We start from the raw sequence: 14,154 nt of genomic DNA on the forward strand, positions 1-14,154 counted from the left end.
CCTATTCTCCTGCCTGCCAGGGCATGAATTGAACCCAGATCACGGCCCCCAGCTCAATGTCCTTTTCCACACCGTTGTGCATCTTTTTTTCATCTGCTGTGGTTAAAGCGGCAAATCCCCACCACCCGGAAACCGGGGGAGCATAGCTGAAAACACCGTTACCATCGGCCTTAAGGGTTTGTGTCACCATATAATCCGTGGGGGCCGTGGCCTTTTTATTTTCATTGTAGAACTCCACCTCCACCTCGGCAAAGGGAACTGCCTTGCCATCTTTTTTAATAATTCCCTGGAAAATATTGCCGGCATAAAGGCCATAGGGTTTTGACAGAGGAACAATTTCTGTTTTTAATCCAAGCTCATCATCCCATCCCTCTTCACCGCCATAGGCTGCCACAACGGTTTTGGTGTAATGAACAATAAAACAGTCTTCGGCAGGTTCCCAATAGGGAACAGGTTCCATGCAAAAGGCGTAGGCACCGGGCCGTTTCACAGGAAAATCAAAGGTCCACGCCCCGTGCTCCATGACACTGCTTTTTTTAAGCAAGGGCAAAAGATCGGTCTTTTTTCCCTCTCTTATTACATTAAAAACATGGGGTTTAACAAGTTCCATGCCATGGCCTTCAAAGGGGTGGAAAAATGAAAGATCAAGGGTCAATGTCCGGTCATCTTCCTGCATCACCATGCTGTCCGAAGGAATGATCATGCCAAAATGGGCTGAAGCAAAGGGAACCAGAATCAAACTGAAAAAAACAGTTAAACAGATGGATTTTGTCAAACGCAATGTCATTTTTATTCTCCTTAAACCTTGATGATTGGAACAACGTCATATCAAAAACAAAAAAACCACGAAGGTACACCACTGACCCTCCGCAATGGATGGGCAGCCATGGTAACCTTCGTGGTTAAATTTAATTATTCCTGTGTGGGAAGGGCTCAGACCTTCCTGTTTTTTTAAGACCTGATGTTTTAAACCGTTCTTTGTAAAGCAGTTCAAAGGACTTCTGTCCTTAATGTTAGCTTTTAGATATACAGAGAATCAAAAGCATGTCAATCATTTTCTATACCAACTGCCGTCGGGTTTTTGGAGAAAGTCCCCGGGCTTGGCTTTTTTCACGATTTGAAGTGCCCGCAGGGTTTCCACTTTTTCAAGGGTCACTCCCTGCTGTCCGGCAATGAGGCGATATACGGCTTTGCGATCTTTGTTTTCGGCAGCTATGATATTGTACCCTGTTTTTTTTGCAGTGACATGGGCAAGGTATCCCCTTGCGTTCTCCCCCACAAGCCCCTGGGATTTTAATTTAACAATGTCTGGAAGTCGACGCTTCATGCGCGTTTTCACATCATCTGCCACAGCCCCTCCCACAAGAAATACCAGGGAAAAGAGCAATATAAGCCCCACAGAAATCAACTGTTTTTTCTTCATATTAATCTCCTTTTGATGATACTGAATGATCTTTTTTATTCTTTGATTTCCTCTTCTGCGGCATCAATGTCATCAAAGAAACTATCCAGGGCCCGGTCCACTTTAACATTCACATCAATGGTGATGTGAATGGGCTTTACCTCCACCGGAGCCATGGCCACATCATGTCGGGTACTGCATCCCAGGGCCAGGCAAAGTGCAGCCCCGGGAATCAGCAGCGCCCATGCATTTTTTTTTTGTCCCATAAACACATCTCCTGTAACTTATTTTTTACACCTGCCACGGGCAGACCATAAATTGAGCTTAAGGTTTGTGCACGGTGAGCTGGGGAAAAGGAATGCCCCAGTGGTTAAGGGTGCACACATCAACGCACCATCGCTGGATGGCCCGGTTCAAACGATTGTAAAGAGGCGCCACCTCACCGTCAAAATCGGCAATAACAACAAAATCCAATGAAGACGCCCCGGCCTGACAAAATTCCACATTTAAATTAACAAGATGCTCATTATATCCCTCTTTTTCAAGGGCCTGGCCCAGGTATTCCCGGATCACCGTTAAAATGCCGGAGGTGGCCTCTTTCTGGTGCTCATACCCAATACCAAAAACCACCTTAAGTCTGAAATTAACGGAGATATTAAGGGGGGTCTGCCCCAGAAAATCCCCGGTTTGATATAGTTTACGGGATCCGCCCCGCTGGACCAGCTCCACCATTTCATGTGAAAGACTCACCACCTTTCCCCGGGTACCGTCGGCCAAAATCACCCAATCGTTCTTGCGACAGGGAAACCACGATTCCTCAGGAGCAAAGGGACGGGAGGTCTTGCCCACAAGGGATTCAATGGGAATTCTAAGCTTCATGCCCAGGTCGGGATTTTCAAGCTGACTGAACATGTTGATGCGCTTCACCATCCAGGGCACCCCGTCCATCACCAGGCGCTCACCCTCCCTCACCGCACCGATATTGAGCATGAGACGACTTTGCTGCCACATACCGGGCAAGGTACTTTTAATCCCCCAGCCAAGGCCCAGTAAAATAATAATGGTGAGACTGAGCAGGACCCAGTCCTCTGCCAGATAAAAGACCAGAATCAGGGCAACCAGGGAAAACACAATGGCCATCACCTTAAAAAGAAGGTCCATGAGACGGGCATAAAAGGGCCGATAACCGGATTTAAAGCCTGGAACCGTACGGATGGTAAGTCCATAGATAAACCGCAGTAAAAGCAGCACCATGACACATGCCCCCACGGCCATGAGCAGATAAAGCCCCCGGGTTCGGAAAAAATCCCTCATGGAAGTACGGGAAAGCTCCATCAAAGATTTCTCTTCCTGCTCCATGGTATCCAGCTGGAGATGGGCCACTTTCAGGCGGTTGTCCAATTGTTCCACAACCCCCTGCCATTCGGGCAAAAGCATTTTTAATTGCCTTTTAACGCCCTTGTCCGTTGTTTTTTCCATCTGGGAGTTGACATTTTCAAAGGCTTCCCGGGCAACGGGCAAGAGGCGTTGATAGTGCTGAATATCCTCTTTTAGTTTTGCCTTCTGCCTGGCCTTTAAGGTAAAGCGTTTTAATTCTTTAATACCCGGCTCCACCAAAGAAATCAGTTCATCCTGCCAGTTGAAAATCTCCTCTTTTTTATCAGAAAACAGATCAATATCAATGCCCGTGGCAATGCGTTCAAAATCGGCCTTGGCACCGTCCAGTTGCTGATCCAATGTGGCCAGTTCCTGCTTGAGATTTTCCTTTTCCATTTCAGAACTGCTGGCCTTCAACTGCTTATTTTTATCCTCAATGCGGCTGATCAGGCTTTTTTTTAATTCAATGATGGAGGTCAGCATTTCCTTGGAACGCCCCGACCGTTCCTCCTCCACAGAGACGGCTGTGGATTCTTTATCAGCGATTTCATCGGCACCATACACCGGAAAGATCAAACAAGCGTATATCATCAACCCTGTTAAAACAAATCGAAACACGTTCACCTCTCTTTTTCAGTATCAAATAACTGCCATGGGCAGACCAAAGTGTGATGGCCTCGTAAAAAGTCCAAAGCCTATTTGTTAGCTACCGCATATTGTGACAAACACATTTCATGACCACATATGAGGCATCAAAAAAATATTGGGCCGACTTTTTACAGGACCATCAAGTGTAAACCGGAAAATAAAACATGCCCCGGTTTTGTTATTTAAGAATTGCAAGCGTCATTTGGCTGGATATGCAAGGTGCCGGACATGCAGCCTTAGGCGTCAAAATTTTTCCATAAAATCATTTAATTCATTACCAAGCTTCAGCACCCGATGAAATGGCAAGGTAAGATTCACATCCAACTTGATTCCCTGGAAGCGCGATCCAGGAGCGGCAGCATCCACCCGGATAAATCGGCCCAGGTCTTTCCGGTACACAAAGGGCAGATTCTCTCCCGGACTACCGTCAAATTGCAACTTCACCATGAGATCTTCCCCCTGGGAATTAAACCCCACCCGGGCCCACTTATAGGTATAATTTTTCAATGCCTCCCGGGCCAGATCCATTTGCACGAACCGGGGCGTATCCATGGGAATACCGGCGGTGAAAACTTCGGTGTTGGACACCTGGATGGTCCCCCCCACTCCCGGTGTGGAATAAAGAAACCCATTGTCAAAGGAAAGCATCCCATCTACCCAGGAAATGGGAATTGTGCCATTGAGACTGCCCTCCCCCCGGGCCTTGAATGATCCCATCTGCTGCAACATATCGGCAAACCGCAGTCGATCACAAAACAGGGTAAGACGGTAGGCATCAACATCACTGGAAAAACGGGTGGCACCTGCGCTGACCCCACCGTTACACCATTTAAAAGAGGCATTTTCCAGCAAAAAGGAGGTGGCGGACTCCAAAGTATACCTCAATTTTGCATCGGTGAGTATTATCCCATTGAAGTCCAGGGAATCCATGGTTAAAACCATACCCGGTGCACTGCGCACAAGCGGCAGTTCATTCAATATCAGGCCAGCATTGATCCCCTTGATGGCAAGCTTTTTGTCCGGCATATCAACCTGACCCCGGGTGAGATCCAGCACTAATCGGTTTTTTGTTTTTTCACCTCCAAAATCCATGTGTCCCCGGGCTGCCAGGGTGGTGTTAAACCGGGGCAGCACCACATCTGGAGAAAGTAAACCGCTTTTTTTAACCATGTCATGGGTCAGAAAAAACGGTGGCATATCCCATGTGAGTGCCATGGCAGGTGCCAATGGGGGTAAAAAAACGGTTTTCAAATCAAATTTAACATGGGGAAACATGGCTTTTGATGACACAGCACTGCCTGCCATGGGTGGAACAGTCCCCCAAAAGGGAAAATGCACGGCACCGGAAATATCCATACCCTTTTCAGTGTGTATCATTTTTCCTTCCAGGGAGCAAACGGGCGCTCCATTAAAGGATATTGTTTCCCCGGAAAAAGTTCCCCGGCGGCCGGAGATTCCCCGGGGCCAGAAAAAGGGCATGTGCAGATTAAGACCTGAAATCACCAGGGAATCACGGCCAAGTTGGGACACGTTGCCATTTCTAATCTTTATGGCACCGGAAACCGAAGGCTTACCCCGGTGGGTCACCCGGACGGCAAAGGGTATACTTGCCCCGGGAAAACGGATCTGAAACTGCCGGTTCTCTCCTTGAATACGTCCCAGAGTGGTGGTTAAATCCATGGCAAACCCCTTACCCCGGGATGAAAAATCAAAGGTACCGGTGCCATTAAGCCCCACCCTGGAAACCCTCACCGGCAGGGGAATGTTTTGAACCATTAGCTCATTGGCCACCATGTGGAGCCGAAGCGTTCCCTTTGTTTTCTGCCCTGTGACATCCAGTTGAAACCGGGAGCCGGGGCCCATGCTCAACTCCGTCTTTCCCAGTCTGAAAAAGTATTCACTGTTTTTTTTGTGCTGATCCATCAGCGTCAATTTCCAGGCCCCCTCCCGGGTACAATCAACTCTGCCGGACATAAAAAGGGTCGGCAGCCCCCCCCGATCCCATTGAAAATGAAAAAGAGCATGCAGGGGAAACCGCAATGGAAGTCCCGGAATGGCGGGGCCTTTGCCGGGAACCAGGGTGACCGCAAGGTTGTCCAGACAGATGGGTCGGGGTTCAGCCAGTGCCAGCCTGGAAATACGAAGGCTTGCCCTGCCCTCCCCATCCCCTGTGAGGGTCAGATCCCCTTTACCCTGGAGACTGATTTCAGGAAACCACAATTTAAGAATATCATTGAACCGGCCATACTCAATCCCCCGGGCCGTCAGTTCAAAATGTTCAATATCACCGGCGTTGTTCATCACCACAGCGCCATGGACAGGCTGTCCCAGGGGAAATAGATGAAACCCCATAGAAACAGACTGTTTATCCCGGGGAACAAGGGCGGAAAGATCAAAGGGAATGATGATTTCCCTGCCATTAAAAAAGAGGGAAAAACGCGAATGGGAGATGTTCATCCGGGAAGGCAGACGGGCAAACACAGCGTCCATGGAAGGCCGGGACAAATCATCCGCCGGGGGGGTGGAGGAATTTTCCTTGTTAAAAAACAAAGGGGCAAAATCAGTCAAAACAATCCCCCCCCTGCTCAAGGATGCCCGTATGTCCAGACCTGAAACAGTTATTTGCCGGGGGCGTTGTCTGATCAGAGAACCCGGGGAATAAGTCGCTGTCACCCCATCTGCCACCAGGTGACTGCCCATGTAAATGGGGCCGATACCAGCACCGGTGAGCCCCACATGGCGCACAGAAATCTTAAGATCATCCAGACCCGGCCGGGTGGACAAGACTGTATTGATTCCCCATTGAAACACATGGGGTATAAGTACCAGGCCCAGGAGAATCAATCCTGCGCCGGTCATGAAACCATACTTTATAATAGACTTAAAGGTCATGGATGAACTCAAGTTTGAAAAACAGGTCCCAGGGCCAACCGGCATGACAGACAAAAAATCATCTTAACACCCTCAGCACATGATTTTTTTCCAGGGACGCTTTTAAAAATTTTAAAATCACCATGGCCGCATCTTCGGGGGTAATACGTTTTACACCGGCCATATCAGCGCAATGGGCCAGCAAGGTTTCATTGCCATGGTCCAGGCCCATTTTCACCTTAATGGTGTCGGCCAGGGCAAAATAAACCGTGCCAATGTCACGCCGATTAAGATTGGCAATCATGCACCGGGTGCGCAGATTCAAATCCTTTCCAATGAATTGGGCAGCCTCTTGTACTGTGGTGCACAGGGCCTGGGCCCGGCGCTCCATTAAAAGGGTATCCCGGCCCGACAGTGCCTCCGGGGTCTTTGCCATCATTTCCATGAAAAAAAGGGTTTCAAGTATCCCCTTCACGGCCCAGTAAATCCCGGCATCCTGACTGGCCCGGGGACCTGCCACGTTCAACACCTGAATGTACCGGGTGTTTACAAAATTCTGTAGCATCACAGCCGCTTCAAACTCATCCATATCATTGAGATCAACATGGCAGCATGGTTTTCCAAGGGTATGGGCAAGATCCCAGGTGAGAAGAGATCCCCCCTTTAAATGTCCCCTGGAAATAATCACCGTACCCTGGGAATCCCGGATATTTTGCTCCGTGCGCCGGGGGTAATCCTCCGTGTCCATCTCATCCAGGAGATACTGGGAAGGGATCACCCCATCCTCGGCTTTTCTACCTGCCGGCACCCATCCGCCGTGATCAATATTAAATTTTATGGCTGTGTCCAGGGCCGCGCGGTCCGCTCCGGTCTGCCCTCCGGAAATAATTTTCTGTATCATGGTTCCGGGGGGTTCCGGACGATCATCACAGAACAGGTGGCTTTGTGGGCAATGCGCTTGGCCACGCTGCCAAAGAGCACCAGCTCCACCCCGGAAAGCCCATAGGCCCCCACAATGACCAGATCAATATTTTCAGATTCAATGTAATGCAGTATTTCCGATGACACATGCCCCTCCAGGACCCGGACCACATGGTCTGTCCGGGGGGGAACACGCAGGCCATAGGTTTGAATCATCTGATCGGCCAATTTGTCCACAAGGGCAGTGGAAGATTCCGGCGGCACCACCAGATCAATGTCAGTGATCAAAGGGCTGATCACCGGTGGCAGCACATGAACCAGATGAAGGGCTGCCCCATACTTTTGGGCAAGATCCAATGCACTTTCAAAGGCATGGTCGGCATTGGAGGAAAAATCCACACAACAGAGAATTCGATTAACGTCCATTTGTGCCTCCTTTTTTTCATATGAAACTCCAGCCAAAGGCCTGTAATAATTAGAGTTTCATTTTTCGTTGTGGGCAGGTCAAACCCCAATACGATCTGCCCGTGGCAGTTATATGAAATACTCCGCAAATCAGAGGTGTATTTCAAGCTTCGTTGTGGGCAGAACCAGATCAGTACAAGGTCCGCCCGTGGCGGTTATATACAGGCAACCTAAGGCAGAGCCACCCCCCCCGACGGGCAATAGGAACCGGACAATTGAGCTGTCTACAGTTCCGGTCCGGGACCATTGCCCGTCGGGGGAGCGGCGGTATAATACCATTTGGCTCCGCGTCTACGACCCTATATTTATTGTGGGCAGACCCCAACAGGGAAACATGGCGTGCCACTGAATATCTATCCCGTCAATGGGGATAATCAATGTGAAGGGCGTCCATCTCTTTGGCCATCTGCCCATGGGTGTGAATCATGGCCTCAAGGTTGTGGCGGCGCTGGATCTTTTCTGTGTGCTCTGTGGCCACCAATGCCTCAATTTTGGACATTTCAAGGTCACACCCCTCAAATTCCACCACCATTTTTTCCTGGAAATCCCGGGACACAGCATGGATTAATTTTAAAAAATAGTCGGTTTCCAATAATTCCCGATAATTTTTAAAATGAAGTTCCATGCATCGAAGGGCCTCTTTTCGCATGCGTCTCTCCCCATTGGCAAAGGCCATGTCAAAGGGGGAGGCAAAGTTCTTTTTTAAAATCCTGGACAAAATGGCCACCAGGGAATGCACCCCAAGACCGGCCATGGCATCCACACGAATCCTTGCACTGTATGCAGTGGCCATCCTCGCCCGGGGAATTTCAAGGCCCAGAATGCCTTTGACCGCAGAGATATCCACCGGACACACCGGTTTTTGCTCCTCCATATCAGCCCCATGGTTCCAGAGTCCGTGATCATCCACTGTCAGGCGGGCCATGAGGGTACGGGTGTCCATGTGACAGGTGTCATAAAGAACCATGAAGTCCGTCTCCATGCGCTGTTCCTGTTCCTTGATAAAGGCTGCCACCCGGGGGGTGAACTGCCGGGCCATGAAATAATCCACAGCCGTGCGAAACTCCTGGAACATGGTGTAAATGGCCTGGTTAAATCCCGACTCAGCCAACTGTTGTTCCTGGCGGGGATATGACACGGGATGATCATTTATAAAGGCTTTGACTTCCCTGGCAAGGGCTCCTTTCCGGGGATGGAAAAAACGGTGTATCCGGGCACGAATATCGGTCTCCAGTGCCTCCACAGCAGACAGGGTGTTTTTTTTTATCATGCCCTTAAGATTTGCCCCCTGGGCTTTCATGCGTTTAAGTTCCCCCACCGCATGATCGGCACGGTCCTGATCCCGGGATAAAAGATCATAAAACAGCTCTATCCGTCTGCCGGTAAAATCACAGGCAACCCCCAGGCGCTGGATATGATTTTCAACCACCAGGGAAAAACGATCCCTTTGAATTTTTTCTTCCAGCCGGCCCATGAAAGTCTTTTCTCCCTCCAGGGTATGGCGCATCAATTCCCGGTTTTCCTCCCAGAGACTGATCCGTTTTTTTTCCCCGGGTAAAAGCTCATTTCCCAGGGCGCAATAAAGGCCATGGAGACAGGAAAGGCTGTGAATAAAGGGTTGAGCATGGACACAGGCCAGCTCATCCTTGACCTTTGCTTCCAGGGATTTAAGCTCGTCAAGACTGTGGTGTTCTCCAAGATCCACGTTGAAAAGGAACAAAAGATTATCCATCAGTCCCATTTCCTGAATCATTTGAAGAAAAACAATATCTGCCCGGCGCACCCCCATGCGACTGCTGATGACATAGATAATCATATTGGCAGACACCAGATAATCCTGGATCTGGGCCAGATGGGCAGGGTCCGTGGAATCACTGCCCTGGCAGTCGGCCATCTCCACCCCGGGGGCCAGGGCATTTCCCGGCAGTTCCAAAAGAACATCATTGGCAAAAAAAGCAGCGGAGCCGTCACCGGTGAACATCTGGTGACCATAAAATTCATCATCTTTAAAGGTAAGCACCACAGCATCTGCCTGTACCAGATGCCGGACCCGATCATAGGCGTCCAGGGCCTGTCGGATGCGAACAAATTCCGGTTGCAGTCCCCGGGGGACAACGGTGGCATGTCCCCCCCCCAGGCGGCCGGCAACGGCCTGGAGAAATCCACGGTCTTTTTTTCGCCTCAAATCAAAGGTGTCGGCACAGATGCCTTCAACGGCCACCAGATTTTCCGGAAACAACACCAGGGCCCGGCGCAACTCCTCATTGACCTCATCCCAGGATTTAAGAAAAACCCGGGCTTTCTGACTTTTTCCCGGGCGTATCCGGGTCACCATGGCAGTGATCACCCCGGCCCCCCGTTTTAAAATTTCAGCCCCGGTCATGGCATTAATGCAGGTACTTTTCCCCGACTTAATGGCCCCCACAACGGCAATACGGATGAGCCCCGATGTGATCTGACCGGGAACCTGGGAGCAGATGTGGTGCTGAAGTTCTGCCTGATCGTCGTACATGCCGGGGATGGCCTTCATCCCTTGAAAAGCAGTTGATAGTTTTTCTGCCATGTGTATGATGGCATCCACAATTCCATGGCTCATGGGATTCTCTGATCTGCCCATGGAAACGTGTGAGATGTTTTTAAAGGCTTCACCGGTGTCATATTCCTTTTTCACGTGCCCCATTCCATATCCATGTGCATCATGGCCTGTTCCCATCGGGCTTCCACCCGGGTTTTAAATAAAATATCCATGGTAAGGGTTCCCACAAGCCAGGAATTTTCTGCCATTTCCGCATCCAACTGCATGGGGGCCCAGCCGGCACACCCCAGAATGACCATGGCATTGTCAGGCCCCTTGCCCTGGCCCATGGCCATCAGAATATCCCGGGTATTACTCAAACCGATGTCAGGTGTCACCTGTATGCATCCCTCCCAGTGAAAGGGGGCCCCATGGAGAACAAAAACAGCCCCCGGCTGCACTGGCCCCCCAAGGTAAACTGGCATTTTATCCATGGTATCCACCATGGACATTTTTAGATCGGAAAACAGTTCCCGGATGGTCAAAAGGGGGTGCTCCCGATTGATGACAAAACCAAGTGCACCGGAATCATTGTGCTCACAAATGCAGGTAACGGTCTGGGCGAAGTTGGGGTCAGGCAACCCCGGCATGGCCATGAGCAACCGCCCCTTTAACGAAACTGGATTCTGGGACATCTCTTACCCCCTTTTCTTTTCCCGGCCATAGATATCGTCAAACCGCACAATATCATCCTCCCCCAGATAACTGCCGGATTGAACTTCAATGAGTTCCAGGGGAATCCTGCCGGGATTTTCCATGCGATGCACATATCCAAGGGGAATGTACACAGACTCATTTTCCCGGAGAAGAATTTCCTCTTCTCCCTTGGTGATGATGGCAGTGCCGGAGACCACTGTCCAGTGCTCTGCCCTGTGAAAATGTTTTTGCAAAGACAACTTGGCACCGGGTTTCACAGTGATGCGCTTCACCTGGAACCGGGGACCAAGATCAATGGTTTCATAGGACCCCCAGGGCCGAAACACCTCCCGGTGGGTGGTGACCTCGGGTCGATCTTTCTTTTTCAGAGCCTCCACCAGTCTTTTCACTTCCTGGACCCTGTTCCGGGGGGCCACCAGCACAGCATCTTTGGTCTCCACCACCACATGGTTTTCAAGTCCCACCGCTGCGATGAGACGACTTTCTGCATTGAGATAACAATTTTTAACATCACTGACCAAAACGTCTCCCTTGAGCACATTATGGTCTTTGTCCTTTTCACCGGTGTGCCACAGGGCATCCCAGGAGCCCACATCGTTCCAGCCGGCATCCAGGGGAATCACAACCCCGTCTTCTGTTTTTTCCATCACCGCATAATCAATGGAATCCGATGGGGAACGGGCAAAGGATTTGCTGTCCAGACGGAAAAAATCAAGGTCTTCTTCCCCTTTTTCCAGGGCATCCCGGCAGGCAGTGACCATATCAGGAACATGCAGGGTCAACGCTTCCAGAACCTTGTCGGCCCGGAACATGAACATACCCGAATTCCAGAGATACTCATCCGATGCCACATATTCTTTGGCTGTTTCAAGATCCGGTTTTTCCACAAACCGCTCAATGGCGCATCCCGTGGCATCTTCTCCTGGATTTAACGTCACAGAATCGCCTTTTTTAATATATCCATATCCGGTTTCAGGGCCGGTGGGGACAATACCAAAAGTAACAAGATATCCGGCAGCCGCATGGGCTTCTCCGGCGGCAACAGCCCCGTTAAAAGCAGCCAGATCCTTTATATCGTGATCCGCAGGCAGAATCAACAAGGTTGCCCGGGGATTTTCAAGGACCACCTGAAGGGCTGCCGCTGCAATGGCCGGAGCTGTGTTACGGCCCACCGGTTCCAGAAGAATGGTACCGGTGCAATTTATCCGTCGCATCTGTTCTGCTGCCATGAAGCGATGATCTTCGTTGCAGATCACCACCGGCGGGGCGATATCCGGAATACCAAGGGGCCGTAACAGGGTATTTTGAAGCATTGACTTCGCATCAATGAGGTTAATGAGCTGTTTGGGGAAAAGCCCCCGGGACAAGGGCCAGAGTCTGGTTCCGGAACCACCGGCAAGGATGACAGGTACGATCATAAAACGCTCCTTTTAAGCTCAACTTACAGATTGGCAGATATCCACAATTAAAATTAAGGCGTTTGGCATTTTTCATACAACGTCAAAAGTAGTTTACACCTTTCGATCAAATTTTTCCCGGAAAACGGGTATATTTTTCTATAACCGCCACGGGCGGACCGTATTCTGCTCCGGCTCTGCCCACAACGAAGTTTGAAATACTCCCCTGATTGGCGGAGTATTTCATATAAACGTGCAAACTGGAAAATGAATCATGTCAGACGTTTGATTTTAAATCTGATTCATGTTTAATATACATTATGCTTTTATTCAAGATCCCCGGACATAAGTTTTCAAGGTGCCCTGCCGGGCCCCATGAAGATGTAATACAAAGTCCAATGAAATCATCTCTCCCGGGCATGAACCACATTCCGTGTGGAGCATAATATTTTCAAGACCTTACAAACAACCCATAACACCGGCCTCCAGGACAACATGACACCCCATTGCACGCTTTTCCCCCAAAAACAAAGACAGATCTGTCACATATTTTTTTTTATCTGCTGTTTCTTTTTTCCCGGATATCATTCCATGGCCCGGGAACTCACCCCCGGTGCGGGGATCATCCTGGCAGCCCCCGAAGGAGAGATTCTGTTTGAAAAAAATGCAACCCGTCAATTTATTCCCGCATCAACCATCAAGGTGTTCACAGCCCTCACAGCCCTGAAATATCTGGGAGAAAACTTTCATTTCACAACGGATTTTCTCCTGGATAAACACCTCAACCTCAAAATCAGAGGACAGGGAGACCCCCTGTTGACTTCCCGGGAAATTCGCACCGTTTCAACACATATAAAAAAAATACTTCAAAAAAACCATATATCACACATCCAGCAAATTATGGTTGATGGATCTGCTTTTAAAAAGGGTATTGTCATCCCGGGAACCGGTGGCAGTAAAAACCCCTATGATGCCCCGGTGGGTGCACTCTCGGCAAATTTTAACACCATATCTTTTAAAACCACGGGCCCCAAGAGCGGTGGGGATGCCCCCCCGGCTGCCGGAAGTGCCACACCATGGATCAGCGCAGAAAAAGAAACCCCCCTTGTGCCCTTTGCCCGGGAAATAATTGCCGGAGCCGGCATGAAATCAGGAAGAATTCCATTGGCCCATGGAACCCAAGCACTATATGCCGGACATCTTTTTACATGGTTTCTTGAAAAGGAAGGAATAAAAACAGAAAAAACAATAACAATGGCAGAAGTGAATGCCGGGGATCGTCTCATGTTCGCCTGGCGCTCGCCATACGATTTAAGGCAGGTGGTGGCAAAACTACTTTACTATTCCAATAATTTCATGGCCAACCAGCTTTTCCTGACCCTGGCTCTCAAGCAAGAAGGGGCGCCTGCCACCCTTGAAAAAGGCATCAAGGTGGCAATGGCCCATGCCGCCTCCCTTGGAATAAAAGACCTTTTTATTGAAGAAGGATCTGGACTTTCCCGGCAAAACCGCATCTCCCCCCGGTCCATGTTAAGAATTTTACAGGCCTTTAAGCCCCACCATGGGTTAATGAGATATGAAAAAAATGAATATTATAAAACAGGAACCCTTCAGGGAGTTCGCACCCGATGCGGTTATTTCCAAAACAGGCAGGGAGAACTTTATCCCTTTGTTATCATGGTGAATCAAGAAAATAAGGGATATGAGAAAATCAAAAAAAAGCTGCAAAAAATAGTGCGTGAATGGAAAATTAAAGGCTGACAGGATGTTTCAGGTGCCCCAGACAGAATGCGATCTGTCCTGAAAAAGCAGGTACTGGGTATTAGGTGCTGGATACTGGG

General features: G+C 49.6%; 12 protein-coding genes. 2 read left to right on the forward strand and 10 right to left on the reverse strand.

The window, feature by feature from the left end; translation table 11 throughout:
- Position 1: 1 nt before the first annotated feature.
- From B9A32_RS02795 to B9A32_RS02825, 7 genes are all read right to left on the reverse strand, one after another.
- Positions 2 to 787: a DUF4198 domain-containing protein gene (locus tag B9A32_RS02795; protein WP_084066850.1), complete on the reverse strand. Its 786-nt coding sequence runs from the start codon at positions 785 to 787 to the stop codon at positions 2 to 4.
- A 264-nt stretch (positions 788 to 1,051) separates the two neighbouring features.
- Positions 1,052 to 1,423 (reverse strand): YdbL family probable chaperone protein, encoded by a 372-nt coding sequence (locus tag B9A32_RS02800; protein ID WP_084066851.1) that lies wholly within the window; start codon positions 1,421 to 1,423, stop codon positions 1,052 to 1,054.
- A 35-nt stretch (positions 1,424 to 1,458) separates the two neighbouring features.
- The gene (locus B9A32_RS02805) at positions 1,459 to 1,668 is read right to left on the reverse strand and encodes a hypothetical protein (RefSeq protein ID WP_232367015.1); all 210 of its coding nucleotides are present in this window, start codon (positions 1,666 to 1,668) and stop codon (positions 1,459 to 1,461) included.
- A 58-nt stretch (positions 1,669 to 1,726) separates the two neighbouring features.
- Positions 1,727 to 3,397, reverse strand: coding sequence for a coiled-coil domain-containing protein (locus B9A32_RS02810; RefSeq protein ID WP_084066852.1), 1,671 nt, complete (start codon positions 3,395 to 3,397; stop codon positions 1,727 to 1,729).
- Positions 3,398 to 3,670: 273 nt separating this feature from the next.
- A complete protein-coding gene (locus B9A32_RS02815) occupies positions 3,671 to 6,319 on the reverse strand; it encodes an intermembrane phospholipid transport protein YdbH family protein (protein WP_170923672.1) in 2,649 nt (882 codons plus the stop codon).
- Between the two features lie 58 nt (positions 6,320 to 6,377).
- Complete coding sequence (locus B9A32_RS02820) at positions 6,378 to 7,199, reverse strand: putative molybdenum carrier protein (protein WP_084066854.1); 822 nt, start codon at positions 7,197 to 7,199, stop codon at positions 6,378 to 6,380.
- Positions 7,196 to 7,645: a universal stress protein gene (locus B9A32_RS02825; protein WP_084066855.1), complete on the reverse strand. Its 450-nt coding sequence runs from the start codon at positions 7,643 to 7,645 to the stop codon at positions 7,196 to 7,198. The genes B9A32_RS02820 and B9A32_RS02825 overlap by 4 nt, the downstream gene beginning before the upstream one ends.
- Positions 7,646 to 7,757: 112 nt before the next feature.
- On the opposite strand from B9A32_RS02825, the gene B9A32_RS21510 reads away from it, so the two are divergent.
- Positions 7,758 to 8,033, forward strand: coding sequence for a hypothetical protein (locus tag B9A32_RS21510; protein WP_212637634.1), 276 nt, complete (start codon positions 7,758 to 7,760; stop codon positions 8,031 to 8,033).
- A 12-nt stretch (positions 8,034 to 8,045) separates the two neighbouring features.
- Here the strand turns inward: B9A32_RS21510 and B9A32_RS02830 are convergent, their stop codons facing one another.
- The 3 genes from B9A32_RS02830 to B9A32_RS02840 are packed head-to-tail and all read right to left on the reverse strand — an operon-like array spanning position 8,046 to position 12,334.
- Positions 8,046 to 10,355: a dynamin family protein gene (locus tag B9A32_RS02830; protein WP_170923673.1), complete on the reverse strand. Its 2,310-nt coding sequence runs from the start codon at positions 10,353 to 10,355 to the stop codon at positions 8,046 to 8,048.
- Positions 10,352 to 10,894 carry a YqgE/AlgH family protein gene (locus tag B9A32_RS02835; RefSeq protein WP_084066857.1) on the reverse strand — a complete coding sequence of 181 codons (543 nt, stop codon included), beginning with the start codon at positions 10,892 to 10,894 and terminating at the stop codon, positions 10,352 to 10,354. The genes B9A32_RS02830 and B9A32_RS02835 overlap by 4 nt, the downstream gene beginning before the upstream one ends.
- A 3-nt stretch (positions 10,895 to 10,897) precedes the next feature.
- Complete coding sequence (locus tag B9A32_RS02840) at positions 10,898 to 12,334, reverse strand: mannose-1-phosphate guanylyltransferase/mannose-6-phosphate isomerase (RefSeq protein WP_084066858.1); 1,437 nt, start codon at positions 12,332 to 12,334, stop codon at positions 10,898 to 10,900.
- A gap of 474 nt (positions 12,335 to 12,808) precedes the next feature.
- Between B9A32_RS02840 and B9A32_RS02845 the strand changes: the two genes are divergently transcribed.
- Complete coding sequence (locus B9A32_RS02845; RefSeq protein WP_139795683.1) at positions 12,809 to 14,074, forward strand: D-alanyl-D-alanine carboxypeptidase/D-alanyl-D-alanine-endopeptidase; 1,266 nt, start codon at positions 12,809 to 12,811, stop codon at positions 14,072 to 14,074.
- Positions 14,075 to 14,154 lie beyond the last annotated feature (80 nt).

This window comes from Desulfocicer vacuolatum DSM 3385, assembly GCF_900176365.1.
Taxonomy (GTDB): Bacteria; Desulfobacterota; Desulfobacteria; order Desulfobacterales; family Desulfobacteraceae; genus Desulfocicer; species Desulfocicer vacuolatum.